Genomic DNA, 20,458 nt, shown 5'->3' on the forward strand with positions numbered 1-20,458 from the left:
AACGTTGAACTGGGCACCAACCCACATCGTTGTCATCTCAATTCGCACTCGTCTCCACCAGGAGGCGGGCGTTTTTTCACATCCTCACACATTCCGGAGCCCACCCCATGCTCGTCCACAACTGGCGCACTGTGCTGCGGCACGCCTGGTCCGTCCGCCTGATGGTGCTGGCGCTGCTCTTCATCGTGCTTGAGCCCGTCATCAATTTCGTCGCCGCAACTTGGGTGTCGCGCGACCTCTACATTCAGCTCGCCATGTCGGCGGCAACGGGGCTTTTCGCCGCGGCGGCGATCGTCGCCCGCATCTTCGTTCAGCAGAAAATCTCGGGAGAACTGAATGGCAAACCGCCTGCAGAAGGGTAGCGCCGCCGCGGCCATGGCTGTGGCAGCACCAATGGCGCGAAGCTTTGCACTCTGCTTGAGCCGCTCTCTCATTCAATAGATGGTAACGAACTTAGAAAACGAAAACAAAAGCGGTTCTTCGGGGCCGCCTTTTTCTGTTGATGAGGCAATTATGACCGTTTCGAACGAAGTGAGCACCGCCGGGCCCTTACCATGGCAACTGTATGACGGATGTTCCCCTACGGATTCAAGATCGTCGACGATACGCATCCGCGCGTTATCGTCCGCGATGCATTTGGCGTGTCCTCAGGCCTTTCGTTTGACGATGGGGATCAAGGCCTCAATTAAGGCTGCATTGACGCAGCGGCTGCGGGCGAACGGTTGGAATACATCACGCTTGGCACCGGCCAAGCGTTGATTTTTGCGTAGAAGGCCCTTTAGGCCCGCGCGTTTCTGAAAGCAGTCGCACCTGTCGACGAGGATTATCCGCTGCTTGTAGCCGAGATTCGACGGATGTCGCCAATGCGATCGGGTAAGCCTTGCCGCCTGGGTGGTTCGCAAGTCGAGGCCAAGCGCCTCACGATCGAAGCTGCAGCCGATACGAAGACGGCCAGGAGGCAGTAAGTAATGTCAACTGGCTATCGTGAAGCACCGCAATACAACGCTATAACGTTTGCCAGCGCTTTCAATCCACGCAGGATTGCGCTATTCCGCCGAGAGACGGAGGGATTGGACGTTGGATGCTCTTACACATCGCGAGATCGGAAGACAGGCGCGCAACCGCATACGCGGCTTAGATGGGCTTAGAGCAATCTCGCTACTTTTGGTGCTGATAGCTCATTGGTTGCCTCTTCCCCATCTTTACAAATTCGTCAACTTGGGGCGTGGCGGGCTCCTGATATTCTTCGTGATCAGTGGTTTCTTGATAACGAGAATACTAGTCGACTTAGCACGCCAAAGGGGTGAGATTGCAGGGTTCCAGCTTCTCAAGGGCTTCTATGGCCGCCGATTTTTCCGCATTCAGCCTATCTATTACCTCGCGCTCGTATTTGTTATTTGCCTGGGACTGAATGACGCTGTGCGGGAAGACGTAATTTATCACGTCTTCTTCGTGCAGAATCTCTCAAATGTGTTTCTTAGAAGCGATATCGGAACTTATGGACCAGCCGCCCCGTGGTGGTCGCTTGCGGTTGAAGAGCAGTTTTATTTGTTCTGGGCGCCCATAGTCATCTTTCTTCGCCCGAATGCGTGGAAGCTTTCTCTACTGGCGGCGTTTCCCCTGGCGATCGGATGGCGCGCTTTCGCCTGGTGGGCCGATCTTGGACAGGCGAATGTCTTAGTCACACTCGGAAATCTGGATTCACTGGCTGCCGGCGCATCGGTCGCTATAATCACCTCAACAGCCCGGGCTACGCCCGCAGTGTCGCGCCGTTTCTCTGCTATAATGGTGGCTGGCATCTCCGCGCTCTGCCTCTTGTCACTGACAGCGACGAGCGAAGGTGCACTCATATTTCGGAGTAGTTTTGACGACGTGCCAGTTTATATGATCGCCGCATCGCTGATATTTTTCTGGGCTGTTGGCAGGGCGCAAACCGCAGCGAAGGTGATGGAAAATCCTGTTCTAGTTTTTATAGGCAAGCGTAGTTACGGTGCCTATGTCTATCACCAAGTCGTGAACTACTCCTTCTATTTCATCGTGACACCGCGTTGGCTGGAGCCATATTTTGGCATGAAGCGTGAATTGCATGGTTTCACTGTGTTTTGGACCTTCACGCTAATAACGCTGCTGTTAGCCGCATTGTCCTACAAATACATCGAGCAGCCCATATTCAGACTCCGAGATCGGATTTATCCGGTTGCTACATAGCGTCCCTTGACGCTGTTGGGTTGCTGAATAACCCAAAGAGGTCGCCCTGTTCCCCGAGCAGGGTGTTTTTCTGCATCCACGATCCCACCCCATGCTCGTCCCCAACTGGCGCGCAGTGCTGAAGCACGCCTGGTCCGTCCGTCTGATGGCGCTCGCGCTGCTCTGCATCGTCCTCGAGCCCGTCTACACCTTCGTCGCCGCGACCTGGGTGTCGCGCAATCTCTGCATCCAGCTCGCCATGTCGGTGATCACAGGCCTCTTGGCCGTTGCGGCGATCGTCGCCCGCATCTTCGTTCAGCAGACAATCTCAGGAGAATTGAATGGCAAACCGCCTGCAGAAGGGTAGTGCCGCCGCGGCCATGGCTGTGGCGCTGGTCGGCTCGTTCGAGGGATTGCGGCAGAATGCCTATCCGGATCCGGCCACACGGGGGCAGCCGTGGACGATCTGCTATGGCAGCACCAATGGCGTCAAACCCGGCGACCGCAAGACGGTGGAGGAATGCAAGGCGCTGTTGGCGCTGGAGCTCAACACCTATGCGCGCGGTGTGGAGAGCTGCGTGCGCGTGCCGCTGCCGGATGCGCGCTTCGTGGCGCTGACCTCGTTTGCCTATAATGTCGGCGTCAAGGCGGCCTGCGGCTCGAGCGCGGTCAGGCTGATCAACCAGGGCAGAACGGCCGAGGGCTGCGAGGCGCTGTTGAAGTGGAACCGTGCGGCCGGCATCGTCTTTCCGGGGCTGACCCGGCGCCGGCAGAAAGAGCGGCAATTCTGCCTGGAGGGCATCTGATGTTCTCCGTTCTCGACACCCTCAAGCTCGGCGCCGGCATCGCTGCCGGGCTGGTGCTCTATCACCTCTATGCCGTTGCGATCGGCTATCCCTCGGCGGCCCGGGAGGCGCGCGCCGGCTATATCACGCTGGCCGAGAAGGCGGCGGCCGAGGCGCGGGCGGCCGAGATGGAACGTCAGCGCAATGCGGCCTCGCTCGCCACCGAAGAGAACCGCAAGCGCCTTCTGGCCGCGGAGGCCGCCGAGCAGGTGGCCAGAGACACACTCGAAACCGAGATCCAATCCTATGAACGTCAGCTTTCGGAAAAGAACCGCGCTTGCGCTGTCAGTGCTGCTGATCGCCAGTGGCTGCTCCGCCACTGAGCGGCTGAACAGGGCCTCTGTCATCAAGGGGCAGGCGGCGGCCGGCATCATTTTGCCGCCCTTGCCCGAGGATCTGCGCCGGCAGGAAGCGCATGCGCCCGTGCTCGAAGGCGAGCCTGTCATCGCCATCCTCGCCCGCGAGCGCCAGGCACTCGACCGCGCCAATGCCCGCCAGGGGCGCAGCGTGCAATTTTATGACGACCTCACCAGCAGCTATGGAGCGCGCCGATGACGCTTGCACTCGGTATGGGACTCGGTTCTTCATTCGCGATCGCCATGGCCGATGGCCATCCGGATTGGGTGCCGGACCCGAACCGCTATATGCCCTTCTCGATGGGATGGCGCTGGCCGGCCGGCTTCGTGATGGCGGCTGGCGCCGGGCTCGGCGCGGTCGGCGGAATTCTCGCTATGGCGAATGGGCCGTGGGACATCACCTCGCCGCGGTTCCACTTTTCAGGCTGGGCCTGCACGGAGGGCGGCAACGCTCCGCAGGAGATTGTCTATCCGACGGCGGCGTTCGATATCGGCTGCGACATCTCGACCGACCGCATCACCTGGGTTCCCTTCGACTTCGCCGGCAGCGCAAGCTTCAATATGCCCGCGCAGAACCAGGGAACATGGGCTACGGCGAATATCACGCTGCCGAAGGACTCGATCTTTTATCTGCGTCCGAAGCTGCTGATCGCCGAAGGCCAGTCCTACATCGGTAACTACCGCATCCAGAAACATCGCAATGAGAAGATGTGGGGAGCGGCGGACTGGACAGCCCTGCAGGCTTTGATGGACGCGGACGCGCCGAATACCGCCGCGCTCGACCAGTTCTATAATACGGTCGGCAATGCCAGCAACAGCCAGCTCCTGCTCTATGGCCCCGATCTGATGGTGGGGCTCGGCTGGGATGGCCGGCCGATACCGATCATCCTCAATGACAGCCTTGTCGAGCGCCAGGAGATAGCAGCTTCCGCGGACGCTCGCAGGAACCTTGGCCTATGGCGTCGATGGCTGGATGAGCCCGATCCGAAGCAGGGCAGGCTCGTCGGCCTGATCATGGGCGTGCCCGGCTCGAAGGCCGCGAACGAGCTGGCGGGCTCCGGCGCCACGATCGCGACACGGCGATGGGCAATCATCGACGAGGTGAAAACGCTGAATGGCGGCAAGAACTGCTGGACCGGGATCGCCGCCATCGAGGATGGGTCGAACGACAACAGCGCGACCCTGTCGACCTGGCAGAACGCCATCTACTCCTTGACCTCCACGCGATTTCTCGGCCGCTATCCCGGCACCAAGATGCTCGCGGTTCCGATGCCGGGGCGCACCGGCGTTGGCACGAGCCTCAACTTCCAGACCGTCGCAGGGCAAACGATCGGTTCGCCATGGAGCACGAACCTCGACACCGTCAACGACGCGCTGCGCGCGGGAGGCGGCGGCCGTTTCGCCGACTATATCGACGCTTATGCGTTCACGATGGATCCCGCGAACCATGGAAAGTTCAAGGGTGCCGAAAGCTTTCCGATCGGCAATGTCTCCGGCGCGACGACGAGTTCCGCCGCGGCCAAGGTTACGCAGCCGATCCTTCCCGGCGCCAGGGTCAATTTCGAGACCGTGCCAGGCACCACCTACACCACGCAGATCGTGCTCACCTGTGCTCCGGATGGAGGCGGCCTATATGACATCGTCCTGCAAGGCAACATGACCTTGCCCGACGGCGCCGCGGTTTTCGGACGGGTGACAGAGGACGGCACGCATCTCGCCCTCTACGGCATCATGGATTGTTTCGCGCGCTGGCCACAGGCCCATAAATCAAAATTTTATCCCGTTATTTAGAGGCATCAGCATGAATACATCCGATTTCGACCCGCGCCTGCACCAGCAGATGGGGGAACTCCTCGCCGAGGTCCGCAATCTCCGGGATGCCTTTCGGCAGTCGGAGATCAAATCCGACAACAGCCGATCGCAGATGCATGGCCGGCTGGATCTCCTCGTCGACCGGGTCGCCAAGGTCGAAGGCACCGTTTCCGCCGTGCAGGAGGATATCGCGGAAATGCGGCCGGTCACCGACGACGTGCGCAGATGGAAATTGATGGGGCTTGGCGCTCTCGGGATCGTCGGGGTCGGCGGCACGGCACTGGGCGTCAGCCTCGCCGGCGTGTTCGACCAGGTGATGAAGTACCTGCACCGGTGAAGAGCTTTTACCGGCATTGACAATCGCAGGTGCCGCGGGATTTTGCTTCCTGCCTGCTTCGGGCCTCCTAAATTTTAGGTTTCTCTAACGAACAAATGGCCACCCAGCTGGTTTTCCTCTCAGGAGGAAACGGTCATGAAGAGCATGAACGATCGCCAGGTTCGCATTCCCGGTCCGCGGGAGCATGATGTTGCGGAGCATTGCCGCAAGTTCGGCATCGGTCCGGCGGAGGCGAAGAAGCTGAAGAAGCTTCTCGGGTCCCACGCGCCGCTCCATGAGATCCGGGCAAACGCTCCGCCGCGTCAGCCGCGGTGGCGTTAGCAGCGGTGGCGTTTCCGTGACCATTCACGCGGCGTTACGGCGATGATTCAAAGATTGAGCGGACAGAGCAAGTCCGCGAAGGCGGCGGGGCGAAAAATGCCGTTGCCGGGCTTACGAGGTGACCGATGGTCCTGCTTACGCCGCTCCTGCCAGCAAAAACCCCGCTCCGGCGGGGTTTTCTCGGCAATGGGATGGCGTTCTGTTTTTCTCCCCGGCGCCGGAGCATACCAGTCTAACGATTGGAATATAACGGGAACAATTGGTGCTTGTTTCCCCGGCAGATGCGCCGAGCGCCGGCGCATTTTCAGCCCGAAATCCGCGGGAACTTCCGCCAAGTACCGACGTTGTGGCCGACGGACCGTGCAGCAGGCCTTGTCTCCTGTGCCGATGCTGTTACCCCTGCAGTTGCTGTGCGGTCCACTACCATCTGCGCCGAGGCAAGCGTTTTGCTCAGCCGACGGCCGAAGAGATTGGCCGCGGCGCGCGACGTGGCGCGCGCGGAAAGCCGGTGAGAGCGGGATGATTTTAAGCCGACCCGGCGTAAAATCATCCCGCTCGATGGAAGCGTTGGCGCATGATCTCCTGCGAACGCCGTACACACATTTCCGGCATCAGCTCTAACGCCCCTGCCGCGACAGCATGAGAATGTAGTCGTCGGCGATATCGGCAACCATCATGGCTGCTTCCGCCGGCTGATATCCCTTGCAGACCGCGTCGCTGACGATTTTCAGGACGGCCGATTCAATTGCTTCCCGGCAGTCGGACAGGCTTTCGGCCTGCGGGCATTTTGCACGAAATTCCAACACGTTGTTCACGGCATACCCTCCATTTGATCTTGCTCGATCCCGATGCCCGGAAGCCGGCCTCTCCGCCTGGAGGCGGATCGGGGGTTCCGGCGAGCTGCTTCAGGAACCAGAAATATTGCCCTGATGACAGCATGGCAGAGAGACCGATGTATTCAAGCGCATGCTGATATTAAGGTAAGCCAGTAGGGTTAATTCGCCCGCCGATGTTGCATCGTGGCATCGCAAGCCGATGCGGGGGCCGGCTTTTGGACGATGCGATGTGAAGAACGGCCGCCTTGCGAAGGGGGAGCCGGTGCGGCAAGTCTGAAGGCTGCGGCTTAAACCACGGCCTGCTCGATCCGGGTCACGGCAGGTGATCCGGCGGAGAGACCAGGCGCAGATGGGGTCTGGTCTTGACGGGCGGAAGGCTGGGCGGGCGGAGCCCGGGGAAAACAATGCTTTCGCACAGCATCGCTTCGATCAGCTTCAGGCGGTCGAGTTTGCGTCGTTGATTGTCGTAGAGCCTGTCCAGCAGCGCGTAAGCCGGTCCGGCGGGGCTGCCTTTGAGCTCCAGTGCTCTGATCATCATTTCCTGATCGGCAATGCGGTGCGCGGCCTTCACGATGTGGCAACGGGCAAGCTTCAGGTCTTTCCGGCGGTATCGTGTGGAAACCATAGGCGTTTCTCCCCCTGTCGGTGCGTCGCTGAACCACAAGAGGCCCATCTCCTGCCTCTAAAATGGAGCCCGCCACGGGGTTATCAATGGCGGCCGGCGATGACGTGCGCTCAGGTGGAAATGCGAAAAGCCCGCTCCAAGCAGGCTTTTCGCTATGCGAGGCGTTCAGGCGATGGTCAGGCCGCGGCAAACGGTACGGCGACGAAGGTTTTGCTGCCACGCGCGGCCATCTAGGTCGCGGCAAATGGCACGGCTACGAAGGTTTTGCTGCCACACGCGGCCATCTAGGCCGCGGCAAAGGGTACGGCAACGAAGGTTTTGTTACCGTCGCGTTCGACGAGCAGCAGCACCGATTTGCGGGCCGATTTGCCGGCCTCTGTGATTGCGGCCTTGGCGTCGCGGGTGTTGTGAACCGGCCGGTCGTTGACCGAGACGATGACATCGCCCGGCTGGATGCCGGCGGCAGCGGCCGCCTTATCAGGGTTGACGCTGGCGACCACCGCGCCACTGACGGCGCGCGGCAGGTTGAGCTGCTGGCGCATGTCGGGCGTCAGGTCGGCAAGGCCGATGCCGAGGCTCGGCTGGCCGCTGCTCTGGCCTTGCGTGTCGGGGCTTTCGGCGGCGGCCTGTTTCCGCCCGTCCTCATTGCCGCCGACAGTGACGTTGAGGTCGACCGTCTTGCCGTCGCGCCAGACGCTGAGGGATTTCTTGGCCCCCGGCGAAAGATCGGCCACCAGCCGCGACAGATCCTTCGGGGTCTTGACGGTCTCGCCGCCGACCGATGTGACGATATCGCCCGGCTTCACGCCGGCGTGCGCCGCCGGCGTATCGGCGGTGACGGCGGCAACCAGCGCACCGCCCGGCCTATCGAGGCCGACGGCATCGGCGACATCCTTGGTCACCGGCTGGATCTGCACGCCGAGATAGCCGTGATTGATCGAGCCGTCCTTCTGCAGCTTGGCGACGATCTCCCGGGCTTCGTCGGAAGGAATGGCAAAACCGACGCCGACGCTGCCGCCGTTCGGCGAATAGATCGCGGTATTGATGCCGACGACATTGCCGCTGCGGTCGACGAGCGGCCCGCCTGAATTGCCGTGGTTGATCGGCGCGTCGATCTGGATGAAATCGTCATAAGGCCCGCTGTGCAGGTCGCGGCCGCGCGCCGAGACGATGCCCGCCGTCACCGTGGTGCCGATGCCGAAGGGGTTGCCGATCGCCAGAATCTGGTCGCCGAGCTTCAGCTTGTCGGAATCGCCCCAGGCGATGGTCTGCAGCGGTTTACTCGCCTCGATCTTGACGACGGCGACATCGGATTTCGGGTCGGTGCCGATCAGCTTGGCCGGCAGTTCGGTGCCGTCGTCGAGCGTCACCTTGATGTCGACGGCATTGTCGATGACGTGGTTGTTGGTGACGATCACCCCGTCCGGGCTGATGATGAAGCCGGAGCCGAGCGCCATTGCCTGCTGCGAAGGCCGGTTTTTCGGGGCCTGGCGCGGCAGCGGGATGCCCTGATCCTCGAAGAACTGGCGGAACTGCTCGTCCATCGGCGAATCCTGCTCGCCGGCGCTGACATCGGTCGCCTTCACAGTCGTTGTGATGGTGACGACGGCAGGCTTGTCGGCGTCGACGATCGACGCGAAGGAGCCGCTTGCTGCGAGAACGCCGCCGGCATCGGCGGTCGCGGCCACCGCGTTCGACGCGTTGATGCCGAACGGCAGCCATGCGGCGCCGGCAAGGATGGCGGCCCCGACCAGGGCTGCGGCGCGGTGTTTGCGGAGGATCTGTGACATGGTGGTGGTCCTTGGATGGGCGCCCCTTGCGGGAGCGTTGGCTTTGGATGGCGTCGGGCTTCCCCCTGGACCTGGCGTCGGATGGCGTTTGGCGCCAATCGCTCTCATCGCGGCGCCGCCGTTTGGGCGACCGGGCGAAAAGAAGAATTCGCGCTCGGGATTCATATGATCGCGGCCGGCGGATTTACAAATTAAATATTGATCATGTTTATATTGCCGATCTGTAAGGCATGACTGGAAGTTAATCTTTGGACCGACGGCTGTGTGCGCCAGCGGCCGCGCGTTGGAAATTCCAGGCCGGCTTTGCTTCGCCCCGCGCCCTGCGCGACGGCCTTCATTGAAAATAAAGGGACTTATTCCCGAAGGCGGTGATCCGCCCGCCCGGCACGCCCGTATGTCCTGCCAGACGAGCCGGCGACCCTTCCCGCCGGTTTACCCTCAGATTCTGTTGCTAATTTAAAACGTTAGTAGACTCTAAATTATTTCTTCTTCAGAAAGGAAGGGCCGCGAATCGAGGGTTGGTGAGTCTCGCGGGCAGCATTTGAGGGACAATGAACAAGTCAGTGGGGCCGGGGCGGACGGCCAGGCGCGGCGCGCAGGTGAAGTTGAGCGATGTGGCGAAGAAGGTGGGCGTCAGCCCTATCACCATTTCGCGCGCCCTCCGCAATCCCGGGATCGTCTCGGAAGATCTGCGCGAGGTGATCCTGCGCATGGTCGACGAGATGGGCTATATGCCCAATCTTGCCGCCCGGGCGCTGGCCGGCCGCCACAACGGCGTTGTCGGCGTCATCACCCCCGCCTTGCACCAATCCGGCTTCACCGACCTGATGGTCGGGATCGAGGATCGCTTTCGCGACACCGAATTCACCGTGCAATATTCCAATACGCTGCGTCACACGGAGGGCGAGGCGGGCCTGCTGAAATCCTTCCTGACGCAGAAGCCGGCCGGCGTCATCATCGCCGGCGCCGAATCCTATTGTGATCTTCTGCCGCTGATCGAAAGTGCTGCCTGTCCCATCGCCCATATTGCCGATCTCAGCCAGGAGCCGCAAAGGCTGGTCGTCGGCCTCGATCATTATTCGGCAGGCACCGGGCCCACCCGTTTCCTGTTGTCGCGGGGCTATAGGAGGATCGCTTTCATGGGCCGCGGCGCCGATGTCCGCTCGCGCCGCCGGATCCAGGGTTACGAGGCCGTGATGCGGGAAGCCGGGTGTTTCGACCCGGATCTCATCATCGGCGGCGATGCGGCCAGCCGCACCGGCCTCGGCCGGGACCTGTTTGCCCGGCTGTTGCAGCGCGTGCCCGATGTCGATGCCGTCTTTGCCCAGAGCGACGAAATGGCGCTCGGCGTCCTCATCGAATGCAAGGAGCGCGGCATCCGCGTGCCGGAGGATCTCGGCATCTGCGGCTTCAACGATCTGGAATTCTCGGCCTTTACCGAGCCGTCGCTGACGACGGTGCACATCCCGCGCTACGAGATCGGCTATCGCGTCGCCGACATGCTGATGCGCGCCGTCCGCGAAGAACCGCCTGATGAGGACAAGGCCGATTTGGGCTTCACCATTATTCCGCGGGGGTCGACGCGGTAATCTGGGGCTCGGAAAGGCTCCAGCACGCGCAACCACCTCACTTTTCGCAAAGCCGCCGGCCGCCGGAATAGGGTTGATAGGTACAGTCGGAGGGGCGGAAGGATCGGTAACTGCGCGAGCAGGCGCTGATGTTGCAGGACTGCGGTGCGCCTTGACCATCGACGACTGCTTGGCTCGATCGCACGCCGCTCAGCGTCGGCTCGACCGTCGCCTCGCGGACGAAGTCCCGCCACATATGGGCTGGCAGGGCGCCCCCCGTCACCCCCTTCATCGGCGCGTCATCATCATTGCCGACCCAGACGCCGACGACGAGGGCGTCCGTGAAGCCGACGAACCAGGCATCACGATTGTTCTGGCTGGTGCCGGTCTTGCCGGCCGCAAAGGTGCCGGGATCTGCTCCCCGTCCAGTGCCGCGCTCGACGACCAACTGCAGCAGCCCGAGGAGATCGGACTGGTAAGGCGAGAGATCGACATTCGGCTTCGATTGGGCGCCGACGCGGAAGGCATTGGGCTGCCCCGCCGCTTGGAAATCGATGATGCCCCAGGGCTTGACAGGTGCCCTGCCGAGCTGGACGGACGCATAGGCGCTGGTGAGATTGAGCAGATTGACTTCGGAGGTGCCGAGCGCCAAAGACGGCGTGTTCGCCAGTGGCGCATCGATGCCGAGTTCGCGCGCCGCGGCAATCACATTGTCCAGACCGACCTCTTGGGCAAGCGTTACTGACGCGGCATTGAGCGATCGCGCGAATGCCTCGGCAAGCGTGACCCAACCGCGATAATTGCCGCCGGAATTTTCCGGTGACCAGCCATCGATGTCGATCGGCGCGTCCAGCACCTGGTCGGACAAGGTGAGCCCAGCCTTCAAGGCCGCGAAGTAGACGAATAGCTTGAAGGTGGAGCCCGGCTGGCGCATGGCGGTGACGGCGCGGTTGAACTGGCTCGCCTTGTAGTCGCGCCCGCCAACCATAGCAACGACCGCGCCGTCCGGCGTCATCGCAACCAGCGCGGCCTGCGATGCTCCGACGGTTTTTCCTTCGCCGTCCAGGGCTTCTGTCACGACGCGCTCGGCGATCTGCTGCAACTGCGGCACCAGCGTGGTGCGCACCGTCGTCGATCCTGGCGAGGAGCCGGCAATTTCGCTCGCCTGCGGCGAAATCCAGTCTGCAAACCAGCTCCCGGAGCGCGGCGTCGGCGTCGTCGGGTGCAGCCTGGCAAAACTCGTCTTGGCCTCCGCCGCCTGTGGCGCGGTGATTTTGCCATTGGCCGTCATCGCGTCGAGAACGACCATGGTGCGCTGCCGGGCGCCTTCGAAATTGTCGATCGGGTTCCATTGGCTCGGCGCCCGCAGCAAGCCCGCCAGCATCGCCGACTCCGGCAGGTTGAGGGCGCCGATATCCTTGTTGAAATAGATGCGCGCGGCGGCAGGCATGCCGGTCGCGCCCGCGCCAAGATAGACGCTGTTGAGATAGCGCGTCAGGATTTCCCGCTTGCCGAGCTTCCACTCCAGCCAGACGGCGATGACAAGCTCCTGAATCTTTCGTTTTATCGTTCGGTCGCTGTCGAGATATTGCAGCTTGATCAGTTGCTGGGTGATGGTGCTGCCACCCTCCACCACCGAGCCAGCCTTCAAATTCCGCAGAAACGCCCTGCCGATGCCCCTCGGATCCACGCCGAAATGGTCCATGAACCGGCGGTCCTCAATCGAAAGCACGGCATCGATCAGATGGGGCGGAAACTGGTCGTATCGCGCATATGGCCCTTGATAAGGCCCCTGTCTTACCAGCGGCGCGCCGTCGGCGGTTTCCAGCACCACGACCGGCTTCAGCGTTCCATCGCGGATTTCGCTCCAGGGCACATCCTTCAGTGCCCACACCAGCACGCTGGTGATGAGGAGGCAGACAAGCAAGGCCGACCCGAGAGCGAACTTCCGCCAGCCCGCCAGAAGCGGCTGACGCCGCCGGCTGCTTTCATCGGGATTGTTGCGCCGATCGCGAATTCCGCGTCCGGCTCTGGAAAGAGCAGTGGTCATCCACCGCGTTGGCGCTGATGTGGCGACCCGCCGCATCGACCTCCTCAGCTTGCGCCTGAGAACCGAAGCGGCTGTCCTGGTCTTCGCCAAGGCCGAACTTGCCTGCAGATCGTGACGCAGCGCACGCAACAGATTGCTCGCGGCCCGTCTGGTTTGACCGAAGGATCCTTGTGGCGGTTGCGGGTCGTCGACTTGGGTGATGTCTTGCGAATCAGAGGCTGCGGCCTGCGGCGCCGAATCGCCTGTCTGATTACGACCCGAGCTCGAGCTGCCAACGCTTTCACTTGAGGATTCGGGCGAATTGGGCATCGTTTACCGCTAAAAAGCCACAGCATGACCTTTATAGCCGGGTGATGCCGAGTGTTCTACCGCAAAAGGCCAAACGGTTCCGATGAGTTTTCCGGCTGGCCGCCGGAAGCAGACACGAAGCTCATTTCACAACGTTCAAGTCCTGGAGGCCAGTCCTGCTGGCCTCCAGATCCTGTCAGATATCGCTGGCAGCGCTCGACCAGAGGTCGGCCGCCTCGGCCGCCGTCATGCGCCGCACCTCGGCCTCGTGGCTGCGGCTGGCGAAGAGTTCGCTGGCCATGATCTGTTCGGCAAGATCGGCCGGCAGCGAGAGGATGACGCGGGCGTCGCCATTGTGCAGGCCGCCGAGTTCGGTGCGCTTGCCCGTCACCATGCCGCCGGCGACCGTGTTGTTGGTCTCCGGATCGATCAGGATGAAGGAGCCGGACTGCCGGTTCTGCTCATAGGGATCGAAGATCGCCGCTTCGTCGAAGACGAGCCGGACTTTGCCGATCGCGTTCATGTAGAGCCGCTGGGCGGCGTTCCATGTGCCGGTCTTGAGTTCCAGCTGGCTGAGCGGCTGCACCTGGACGCGCTGGCGGCGCGAACCGCTCTTCAGCCAATAGCGTTTTCCGGGTTCGATGCCCTCGGGCTGCAGGGCGACGATCTGCGCGTCGAAGGCAAGGCCGACCTGCGGCTGGGCGTCGATCGAGACGATCATGTCGCCGCGCGCCACATCGACCTGGCGGTCGAGCACCAGCGTGATCGCGTCGCCGGCAACCGCGGCGTTGCGCACGAGATCGAAGGTGACGATCTTGGAGACGTTGGCGACCATGCCCGATGGCAGGATCATGACACTGTCGCCCGGCTTGACCGAGCCGCCGGCAACCGTGCCCTGATAGCCGCGGAAGCTTTCCCCCGGACGCGAGACGCGCTGGACCGACAGGCGGAAGCCGACCGTCTGCGACGAGCGCACGGTCGCAAGCTCCAGCGTCTCCACCAGCGTCGGGCCGCTGTACCACGGCATGGCGGCCTGGCCGGAATAGACGACGTTTTCGCCCTTCAGCGCCGACATCGGAATGGCGGTGATCTGCTTGACGCCGAGCGACAGGGCAAATTCCCGGAATTCATGGCTGATCTTGTCGAAGCCGGCGCGGTCATAACCCGTCAGGTCGATCTTGTTGACGGCGAGCACGAACTGCTTGATCCCGAGCAGCGAAGCGATCGTCGCATGCCGGCGCGTCTGCTCGAGAATGCCGAAGCGTGCATCGACCAGCAGGATGGCGAGATCGGCGGTCGAGGCGCCGGTCGCCATGTTGCGGGTATATTGCTCGTGGCCGGGCGTGTCGGCGACGATGAAGGAGCGCTTGTCGGTCGAGAAATAGCGATAGGCGACATCGATGGTGATGCCCTGTTCGCGCTCGGCCTGCAGGCCGTCGAGCAAGAGCGCGAAATCGGGCAGGCCGAGATCGTTCTGCTTGCCGGTGGAATCGCGCTGCAGGGTGGCGGCCTGGTCTTCCTTGACCGCCTTGGTGTCCCAGAGCAGGCGGCCGATCAGCGTCGATTTGCCGTCATCGACGCTGCCGCAGGTGATCAGGCGCAGCGGGCGCGAGTCGCGCTGGGCCTTAAGCGGCTCGGCGGCGGGCAGGGTGGCGACGGTTGCGGCCGAGACGGCGGTTTGGACTACGGTCATCTCAGAAATATCCTTCACGCTTCTTCTTTTCCATGGAGCCGGACTGGTCGCGGTCGATGGCGCGGCCCTGGCGTTCGGACACCGTTGCGATTTCGAGTTCGGCAATCACCTCTTCGAGGGTGGTCGCCTGGGAGCGGATGGCGCCGGTCAGCGGGAAGTCGCCGAGGGTGCGGAAGCGGATCATGCCTTCCTGGCGCACTTCGCCGGGCAGCAATTCCAGACGCGGATCCTCGGCCAGGATCATCATGCCGTCGCGCTCCACGAACGGCCGTTTCCGGGCGTAGTAGAGCGGCACCAGCGGAATGTCCTCGGCCTGGATGTAACGCCAGATATCGACTTCGGTCCAGTTCGACAGCGGGAAGGCGCGCACGCTTTCGCCCTTGCGGATCATGCCGTTATAGACGTTCCAGAGTTCCGGCCGCTGGTTGCGCGGGTCCCAGCGGTGATCGGGCGTGCGGAAGGAATAGATGCGCTCCTTGGCGCGGCTGGCTTCCTCATCGCGGCGCGCGCCGCCGAACGCGGCGTCGAACTGGCCGGCATCGAGCGCCTGGCGCAGGCCCTCGGTCTTCATGATGTCGGTGAAGGCGGCCGAACCATGGGTGAAGGGCGTGATATTTTCGGCAGCACCACGCGGGTTGATGTGCTCGATCAGGTCCAGATCGTACTTCTTCGCGGTCTCGTCGCGGAAGGCGATCATCTCGCGGAATTTCCAGCCGGTATTCACATGCAGCAGCGGGAAGGGCACGCGGCCGGGATAGAAGGCCTTGCGCGCCAGGTGCAGCAGCACCGACGAATCCTTGCCGATCGAATAGAGCATGACGGGACGCTCGAATTCGGCCGCGACCTCGCGGAAGATATGGATGGATTCGTTTTCCAGCGCCTTCAGATGCGGGTCGAGCGGCGCCTTGGCGCTCTGGGGATTGCTGAGTTCCGTATCCGGACGGCTATCGGGCATGTCTTACTCCAGGCTGTCGGTCGTTTGCGGTGGCCCGCAAACAATTCCTTGATGTTGGCTTTCCCAAGGCAGCGGCGGTCGCCGCGCCTTGAATTGGGATAGCCGTGAAGTTGATTATACCGCGGCGATCGCCGCAGCCTCTTCGGCGACATGCAGGCCGCATTCGCGCGTCTCGTCCTGCTCCCACCACCAGCGGCCGGCGCGCTCGGGCTCGCCGGGCTTGATCGCCCGCGTGCAGGGCTCACAGCCGATCGAGGGATAGCCGCGGCCATGCAGCGGGTTGACCGGCACGCCGTTTGCGGCAACGAAGGCCTTGATCGCCTCGAGATCCCAATCGGCGAGCGGATTGACCTTCAACAGGTGCCGTTCGGCGTCATATTCGGCAAAGGGCGTTTCGGCGCGGTTGGCCGATTGGCCGCGGCGCAGGCCGGTGATCCAGATCGTGGCACCTTCGAGCGCGCGCGCAAGCGGTTTCAGCTTGCGCACGCCGCAACAGGCATGCCGGGCTTCGACGCTCTCGTAGAAACCGTTGAGGCCGTATTGCGCGGCATAGGCGTCGATATCGGCCTTTTCAGGCTCATAACGCTGGATCTTGATGTCGTACTGGTTTTCCGTCTCTTCGATCAGCGCCAGCGTCTCGGCAAACAGCCGGCCGGTCTGCAGCGTCGCGACGTCGATCGGCAGGCGATGGGTGCCGATTTCGGCGGTGATCACCTGGTCCTCGATGCCAAGCGAAGTGGTGAACACCACGCGGCCGCCGAGGCCCGAGACCAGCGACAGGCGTCCGGCCAGGTCGAGACCCGCCAGTCTGTCATTCACAGCCTCGGCTTCGGCAATCGAATTGATAACAGTCATGAGATTCCTGTCCTTTGTTGACCGGAGTATCGCAGTTCAATCCAGGATCGGACAGAAAAAGGGATTTCGAAAGCTGCGGCCGGAGGAGCAAATATCTCTCCTAAGCTGCCGCAATGCAAAAAAACAGCCGCCCGAGAATAAAAATCCCCGCGAACAGCTGGTATGTCTATAAAAATAGTAGAGTTACACGCAGCCTGTCAATCCGAAATCTGAAGTGATGCCGAAAAAGGTGCGGAACGGACCGTTTTGGCGTAGATTGGAGGACGTTGGCCGAGGGCGAAAAACAAGGCCAAAACGCTTGTTCCTCAAGGCTTTCTCCGGCGTGTTCAAATTCCGTTCATGCTGGTTGTGTCATAGAGGCGAAAGTACTTCCGTAGCGGTGCGAAAAATCGCGCCGCCTGTGTGTGTCGATGGTCTGAGATGATTACGCAAAAGGCGAAATATGCGCTGCGGGCGCTGACGGCTCTGGCCGATGCCGATGCCGACGAACCGGTGATGATTTCCGATATCGCGGCGCAGCAGAAGATCCCGAAGAAGTTCCTCGAACAGATCCTGCTCGACCTGAAACATCACGGCATCGTCGTCAGCCGCCGCGGCAAGCAGGGCGGTTATCTCCTGCTCAAACCGGCCCACACCATCACCTTCGGCGAGATCCTGCGCATCGTCGACGGCCCGATCGCGCCGCTGCCCTGCCTGTCGATCACCGCCTATCGCCGGTGCGACGATTGCGACGGCGAACAGAACTGCCAGATCCGCCACGTCTTCGCCAAGGTGGCCGACGCCACCCGCAAGGTGCTGTTCTCGACGACCATCGCCGATGCCGCCCAGCCGACCCACAGCGCCGAGGTCACCCGGCTGCTCGCCTGATCAGCTTTCCACCGGTTCCCGGGCGCGCCGGGCCCTGATCGCCGCCGCGATGAAGACGCGCGACAGGCCGTGATAGAGCGGTTCGCGTGACAGGATGCGGGAGGTGATGTAGCCGATCATCGATACAGCCATGATCGGAATGACGGCCTGGTGATCGCCGGTCATCTCGAGGATGATGACGAAAGCCGTCATCGGGGCCTGCACCACGCCGGAGAAATATCCGGCCATGCCGAGGATGGCCGCAAGCGCGATACTGCTGCCCATGATCTGGCCGATCATACTGCCGAAGCCGGCGCCGACCGAGAGCGAGGGCGCGAAGATGCCGCCCGGAATTCCCGAGATCATCGACAGAAAGCCCGCCAGAAGCTTCTCGAGGAAGTATAGCAGGGGCAGGGGATTGCCCTCGACGGCGCCTTTTGCCTGGTCGTAGCCCGTTCCGAAGGTCATGCCGCCGGATAGGACGCCGATCACCGCGACGGCCAGGCCGCAGGCCGCCGCCAGCATGACCATCCGGCTGAGCGGCTGCGGATGCGCCCACCGGCGAACGTGCTGTCCGAGATGGAGCGCAAGTCCGCTGAAAGCTGCACCGAGAGCGCCGCCGCCGATGCCGCAGACGAGCACCAGTTCCCAGTCGCGCACGGAGGTCGGGGCGACCGCGGTAGAGCCGAAATAATTGTAGCTGCCGGCAAGCCCGAGGGCTGCAAGGCCCGAAAGGATGACCGCGGTCAGCACCAGGCCGTTGGCGCGGGATTCATAGGTCCGGCTCATTTCCTCGATGGCGAAGACGATGCCGGCGAGCGGAGTGTTGAAGGCCGCGGCGATGCCGGCCGCCGAGCCGGCGAGGATCAGGCCGCGCGCCTGCGCCATGCCGCCGAAGCGGGCGACGGCCAGCATGATCGATGCCCCCACCTGAACGGTCGGTCCCTCGCGGCCGATCGATGCACCGCTCGCCAGCCCCAGCACGGTCAGCACGATCTTGCCGACGACGAGCCGCAACGACAGCAGGCGTGTGCGATCTTCCGGATCGCGCAGATGCCGCGCGGCGATCGCCTGCGGAATGCCGCTGCCCTGCGCATTCGGGAAAAATGTTGCGGCGAAGTAAGCCGACAGCATGAAGCCGAGCGGGGTGATGACGAGCGGCAGCAGAAAGCTCCATTGCCCGGAGGTGGTCACACCGGCAAAACCGCGCTGCGCGAGATCCGCGAGCCTCGCGAAGCCGACGCTGATGATGCCGATCGCAAAGGCGCCGAACCAGAAGATCAGCCGCGGACGCCAGAGCGAGAAGGAGCCCCACAGGACACGCGATCTGCGAAGAAGTCTGGACTTGCGATGGAACACGGGCAGGCCGGAAAACATTGGATATCACCTCTTCCTAAACCGCTTTGCCCGAGGCAGGCCAATTGTTTCTTCAAGATTTGGTGAAATACCTTTCCTTCCGGCCCGGATGTCCCACCTGCCTGCCCATTCGGTAGGGAGAACATCATGCCGATCGTTTCAGGACAGCGGGTATAGATGCGATTACTCCTGATTTTCTGAAACTCAGTGCATCTGAATTGCGCCGGCGCAAGGGAGTTGAAAAGAACGGCGCAATCCGTCATATTGCATTGCAATTGCAACGCACGAGGCAGGTCATGAAAACGGCATCGCTCCCGTCCCTTCGCGTGGATCCCGAATTGCGCGCCGCCGCCGAAAGCGTTCTGAAAGAAGGCGAGAGCTTGTCGTCGCTGATGGAGGACTCTCTTCGCCGCCAGATCGATTACAGGAAGACCCAAGCGGAGTTCATCGCACGGGGCCTAGCCGGCTTGGCGGACGCCGAGCGGACCGGTGTGTTCTACACAACGGACGACATTCAGGAGTTGATGCGCAAAAAGCTTGAGAAGGCGAAAGCCCGCAAAGCCGCACCGCAGAAATGACCTTCGAGCTGAAGTATACCCAGACCTTCTCTGAGGATCTCGACCGGCTCGCCGATTTTCTCATCGAACGTGATCCGGATCTGGCCGAGCGCGCCCTCAACGCCATCCGTAAAGCTCTGTTGATCCTCGAGGACTTCCCGCTTATGGCCCGACGCGCATCTGCGGATGATCCCTTGCTGCGCGAGCTCGTCGTTCCCTTCGGTTCGGCCGGATATGTCATTCTTTTCAAAGTGGTGAGCGAAACGAGCGTCATCGTCCTCGCTGTCCGTCACCAGCGCGAAGAAGATTAGCACTGATTATCTGTCGCTGACCGCCCAGCGCGGATTGACCCAGGGTTCCTGGTTGCCAGCAGCTTTTTGCGCAACGCCCGCCGGTCTTCGATTCCTCCATAGCAACTTGCTATAATCGGATGATTGCGCTAGATTGCACATAGCAAAATGCGATGTCGCGATTCCGGATTATGCACGTCATCACACAGAAAAAGATCTGGGAGGCGAAAGACCGATGGCCTCAAACAGCCAATGCCCTGGATACCTGGTATCGACTGATGAAGTCGTCGGAGCCGACGGACTTCGCCGGCATGAAGGCATTGTTTCCGGCAACGGACAAAGTCGGGCAGCACCATGTGTTCGACATTGGCGGCAACAAGCTGCGCTTGATCGCGGTGGTGCATTACAGATTCAGGAAGGTCTATATTCAGCGGATTATGGATCATGCCGAATACGACAAAGGCGCATGGAAGGGTTAGGCCGATGAGCGCAATTGTAAAACTGGTCAGCGAGCACTGGACGCATGTGGCTCCTCTTCTTGCCACGCCGGCCAATGAAGCGGAGTACGATCATCTCGTGGAGCAACTCGACGAGATTCTCGCTGAAGTCGGCGACGACGAGGATCATCCCTTGGCGTTGCTTGCGTCTCGCATGGCGGACCTTATCGAGGCCTATGACGAGCAGAATCGCCCAATGCCTGCCATCACCGGCGCCGATGCACTTCGTTATATCATGGAGGAGCGCGGCCTTAGCCAGTCCGAACTGCCGGAAGTGGGCGCTCAATCCGTCGTGTCTGAGATTTTGAGCGGCAAACGGCAAATCAATGTTCGACAAGCCCGCGCCCTGAGCGAGCGATTTCTGATTCCAGCATCCGTATTTCTATCGCTCTGA

23 protein-coding genes are annotated in these 20,458 nt (G+C 61.9%); 15 read left to right on the top strand and 8 right to left on the bottom strand.

The window, feature by feature from the left end:
* Positions 1-107: 107 nt before the first annotated feature.
* From CO666_RS27320 to CO666_RS27360, 9 genes are all read left to right on the top strand, one after another.
* Positions 108-362, top strand: a complete 255-nt coding sequence (locus CO666_RS27320) for a DUF7940 domain-containing protein (RefSeq protein ID WP_097615154.1) — start codon at positions 108-110, stop codon at positions 360-362.
* Positions 363-1,077: 715 nt separating this feature from the next.
* Complete coding sequence (locus tag CO666_RS27325) at positions 1,078-2,208, top strand: acyltransferase family protein (RefSeq protein WP_097615155.1); 1,131 nt, start codon at positions 1,078-1,080, stop codon at positions 2,206-2,208.
* 91 nt (positions 2,209-2,299) lie between these two features.
* Positions 2,300-2,554, top strand: a complete 255-nt coding sequence (locus CO666_RS27330; RefSeq protein ID WP_097615156.1) for a DUF7940 domain-containing protein — start codon at positions 2,300-2,302, stop codon at positions 2,552-2,554.
* A complete protein-coding gene (locus CO666_RS27335; protein WP_097615157.1) occupies positions 2,529-2,993 on the top strand; it encodes a lysozyme in 465 nt (154 codons plus the stop codon). Before CO666_RS27330 ends, CO666_RS27335 begins: the two co-directional genes overlap by 26 nt.
* Entirely contained in the window at positions 2,993-3,355 is a 363-nt protein-coding gene (locus CO666_RS27340) for a hypothetical protein (protein ID WP_097615158.1), read from the top strand. Before CO666_RS27335 ends, CO666_RS27340 begins: the two co-directional genes overlap by 1 nt.
* A gap of 4 nt (positions 3,356-3,359) precedes the next feature.
* Positions 3,360-3,587: a hypothetical protein gene (locus CO666_RS27345; RefSeq protein WP_097615215.1), complete on the top strand. Its 228-nt coding sequence runs from the start codon at positions 3,360-3,362 to the stop codon at positions 3,585-3,587.
* Positions 3,584-5,179 carry a hypothetical protein gene (locus CO666_RS27350; protein WP_097615159.1) on the top strand — a complete coding sequence of 532 codons (1,596 nt, stop codon included), beginning with the start codon at positions 3,584-3,586 and terminating at the stop codon, positions 5,177-5,179. The genes CO666_RS27345 and CO666_RS27350 overlap by 4 nt, the downstream gene beginning before the upstream one ends.
* Positions 5,180-5,189: 10 nt before the next feature.
* A complete protein-coding gene (locus CO666_RS27355) occupies positions 5,190-5,537 on the top strand; it encodes a DUF1515 family protein (RefSeq protein WP_097615160.1) in 348 nt (115 codons plus the stop codon).
* Positions 5,538-5,672: 135 nt separating this feature from the next.
* Positions 5,673-5,858: a hypothetical protein gene (locus CO666_RS27360; RefSeq protein WP_097615161.1), complete on the top strand. Its 186-nt coding sequence runs from the start codon at positions 5,673-5,675 to the stop codon at positions 5,856-5,858.
* Positions 5,859-6,475: 617 nt separating this feature from the next.
* Here the strand turns inward: CO666_RS27360 and CO666_RS27365 are convergent.
* The 3 genes from CO666_RS27365 to CO666_RS27375 form a co-directional block, all read right to left on the bottom strand.
* The gene (locus CO666_RS27365; protein ID WP_097615162.1) at positions 6,476-6,673 is read right to left on the bottom strand and encodes a hypothetical protein; all 198 of its coding nucleotides are present in this window, start codon (positions 6,671-6,673) and stop codon (positions 6,476-6,478) included.
* A gap of 334 nt (positions 6,674-7,007) precedes the next feature.
* Positions 7,008-7,319 carry a hypothetical protein gene (locus CO666_RS27370; protein ID WP_097615163.1) on the bottom strand — a complete coding sequence of 104 codons (312 nt, stop codon included), beginning with the start codon at positions 7,317-7,319 and terminating at the stop codon, positions 7,008-7,010.
* A 284-nt stretch (positions 7,320-7,603) separates the two neighbouring features.
* Positions 7,604-9,109: a DegQ family serine endoprotease gene (locus CO666_RS27375; protein WP_097615164.1), complete on the bottom strand. Its 1,506-nt coding sequence runs from the start codon at positions 9,107-9,109 to the stop codon at positions 7,604-7,606.
* A 551-nt stretch (positions 9,110-9,660) separates the two neighbouring features.
* Between CO666_RS27375 and CO666_RS27380 the strand changes: the two genes are divergently transcribed.
* Positions 9,661-10,698, top strand: a complete 1,038-nt coding sequence (locus CO666_RS27380; protein ID WP_097615165.1) for a LacI family DNA-binding transcriptional regulator — start codon at positions 9,661-9,663, stop codon at positions 10,696-10,698.
* A gap of 37 nt (positions 10,699-10,735) precedes the next feature.
* Here the strand turns inward: CO666_RS27380 and CO666_RS27385 are convergent, their stop codons facing one another.
* From CO666_RS27385 to CO666_RS27400, 4 genes are all read right to left on the bottom strand, one after another.
* Positions 10,736-13,036 (bottom strand): PBP1A family penicillin-binding protein, encoded by a 2,301-nt coding sequence (locus CO666_RS27385; protein WP_097615166.1) that lies wholly within the window; start codon positions 13,034-13,036, stop codon positions 10,736-10,738.
* Positions 13,037-13,211: 175 nt separating this feature from the next.
* A complete protein-coding gene (cysN, locus tag CO666_RS27390; protein ID WP_097615167.1) occupies positions 13,212-14,708 on the bottom strand; it encodes a sulfate adenylyltransferase subunit CysN in 1,497 nt (498 codons plus the stop codon).
* 1 nt (position 14,709) lies between these two features.
* On the bottom strand, positions 14,710-15,663 hold the full coding sequence (cysD, locus tag CO666_RS27395) for a sulfate adenylyltransferase subunit CysD (RefSeq protein WP_010034611.1): 954 nt from the start codon (positions 15,661-15,663) through the stop codon (positions 14,710-14,712).
* 114 nt (positions 15,664-15,777) lie between these two features.
* A complete protein-coding gene (locus tag CO666_RS27400; RefSeq protein WP_097615168.1) occupies positions 15,778-16,518 on the bottom strand; it encodes a phosphoadenylyl-sulfate reductase in 741 nt (246 codons plus the stop codon).
* 420 nt (positions 16,519-16,938) lie between these two features.
* Between CO666_RS27400 and CO666_RS27405 the strand changes: the two genes are divergently transcribed.
* Positions 16,939-17,385, top strand: a complete 447-nt coding sequence (locus CO666_RS27405; RefSeq protein ID WP_003580348.1) for an RrF2 family transcriptional regulator — start codon at positions 16,939-16,941, stop codon at positions 17,383-17,385.
* On the opposite strand, the gene CO666_RS27410 is transcribed toward CO666_RS27405, so the two are convergent.
* On the bottom strand, positions 17,386-18,741 hold the full coding sequence (locus tag CO666_RS27410) for a chloride channel protein (RefSeq protein WP_425352438.1): 1,356 nt from the start codon (positions 18,739-18,741) through the stop codon (positions 17,386-17,388).
* Positions 18,742-19,016: 275 nt separating this feature from the next.
* Here CO666_RS27410 and CO666_RS27415 point away from each other — a divergent pair, with 275 nt between their 5' ends.
* The 4 genes from CO666_RS27415 (at position 19,017) to CO666_RS27430 (ending at position 20,458) form a co-directional block, all read left to right on the top strand.
* Positions 19,017-19,298: a YlcI/YnfO family protein gene (locus CO666_RS27415; RefSeq protein ID WP_097615217.1), complete on the top strand. Its 282-nt coding sequence runs from the start codon at positions 19,017-19,019 to the stop codon at positions 19,296-19,298.
* Positions 19,295-19,588, top strand: a complete 294-nt coding sequence (locus tag CO666_RS27420; protein WP_097615169.1) for a type II toxin-antitoxin system RelE/ParE family toxin — start codon at positions 19,295-19,297, stop codon at positions 19,586-19,588. The genes CO666_RS27415 and CO666_RS27420 overlap by 4 nt, the downstream gene beginning before the upstream one ends.
* Positions 19,589-19,758: 170 nt before the next feature.
* The gene (locus tag CO666_RS27425) at positions 19,759-20,046 is read left to right on the top strand and encodes a type II toxin-antitoxin system HigB family toxin (protein ID WP_097615218.1); all 288 of its coding nucleotides are present in this window, start codon (positions 19,759-19,761) and stop codon (positions 20,044-20,046) included.
* 4 nt (positions 20,047-20,050) lie between these two features.
* Positions 20,051-20,458 (top strand): helix-turn-helix domain-containing protein, encoded by a 408-nt coding sequence (locus CO666_RS27430; RefSeq protein ID WP_097615170.1) that lies wholly within the window; start codon positions 20,051-20,053, stop codon positions 20,456-20,458.

Source organism: Rhizobium chutanense, from assembly GCF_002531935.1.
GTDB classification, from domain to species: Bacteria; Pseudomonadota; Alphaproteobacteria; order Rhizobiales; family Rhizobiaceae; genus Rhizobium; species Rhizobium chutanense.

Excerpts from the sequence above, each read along its gene's own strand:
- CO666_RS27320 (WP_097615154.1), top strand. The coding sequence starts at position 108 with ATGCTCGTCCACAACTGGCGCACTGTGCTGCGGCACGCCTGGTCCGTC.
- CO666_RS27330 (WP_097615156.1), top strand. The coding sequence starts at position 2,300 with ATGCTCGTCCCCAACTGGCGCGCAGTGCTGAAGCACGCCTGGTCCGTC.
- CO666_RS27335 (WP_097615157.1), top strand. The coding sequence starts at position 2,529 with ATGGCAAACCGCCTGCAGAAGGGTAGTGCCGCCGCGGCCATGGCTGTG.
- CO666_RS27340 (WP_097615158.1), top strand. The coding sequence starts at position 2,993 with ATGTTCTCCGTTCTCGACACCCTCAAGCTCGGCGCCGGCATCGCTGCC.
- CO666_RS27350 (WP_097615159.1), top strand. The coding sequence starts at position 3,584 with ATGACGCTTGCACTCGGTATGGGACTCGGTTCTTCATTCGCGATCGCC.
- CO666_RS27355 (WP_097615160.1), top strand. The coding sequence starts at position 5,190 with ATGAATACATCCGATTTCGACCCGCGCCTGCACCAGCAGATGGGGGAA.
- CO666_RS27360 (WP_097615161.1), top strand. The coding sequence starts at position 5,673 with ATGAAGAGCATGAACGATCGCCAGGTTCGCATTCCCGGTCCGCGGGAG.
- CO666_RS27370 (WP_097615163.1), bottom strand. The coding sequence starts at position 7,319 with ATGGTTTCCACACGATACCGCCGGAAAGACCTGAAGCTTGCCCGTTGC.
- CO666_RS27375 (WP_097615164.1), bottom strand. The coding sequence starts at position 9,109 with ATGTCACAGATCCTCCGCAAACACCGCGCCGCAGCCCTGGTCGGGGCC.
- CO666_RS27380 (WP_097615165.1), top strand. The coding sequence starts at position 9,661 with ATGAACAAGTCAGTGGGGCCGGGGCGGACGGCCAGGCGCGGCGCGCAG.
- CO666_RS27385 (WP_097615166.1), bottom strand. The coding sequence starts at position 13,036 with ATGCCCAATTCGCCCGAATCCTCAAGTGAAAGCGTTGGCAGCTCGAGC.
- cysN (WP_097615167.1), bottom strand. The coding sequence starts at position 14,708 with ATGACCGTAGTCCAAACCGCCGTCTCGGCCGCAACCGTCGCCACCCTG.
- cysD (WP_010034611.1), bottom strand. The coding sequence starts at position 15,663 with ATGCCCGATAGCCGTCCGGATACGGAACTCAGCAATCCCCAGAGCGCC.
- CO666_RS27400 (WP_097615168.1), bottom strand. The coding sequence starts at position 16,518 with ATGACTGTTATCAATTCGATTGCCGAAGCCGAGGCTGTGAATGACAGA.
- CO666_RS27405 (WP_003580348.1), top strand. The coding sequence starts at position 16,939 with ATGATTACGCAAAAGGCGAAATATGCGCTGCGGGCGCTGACGGCTCTG.
- CO666_RS27410 (WP_425352438.1), bottom strand. The coding sequence starts at position 18,741 with ATGTTTTCCGGCCTGCCCGTGTTCCATCGCAAGTCCAGACTTCTTCGC.
- CO666_RS27415 (WP_097615217.1), top strand. The coding sequence starts at position 19,017 with ATGAAAACGGCATCGCTCCCGTCCCTTCGCGTGGATCCCGAATTGCGC.
- CO666_RS27420 (WP_097615169.1), top strand. The coding sequence starts at position 19,295 with ATGACCTTCGAGCTGAAGTATACCCAGACCTTCTCTGAGGATCTCGAC.
- CO666_RS27425 (WP_097615218.1), top strand. The coding sequence starts at position 19,759 with ATGCACGTCATCACACAGAAAAAGATCTGGGAGGCGAAAGACCGATGG.
- CO666_RS27430 (WP_097615170.1), top strand. The coding sequence starts at position 20,051 with ATGAGCGCAATTGTAAAACTGGTCAGCGAGCACTGGACGCATGTGGCT.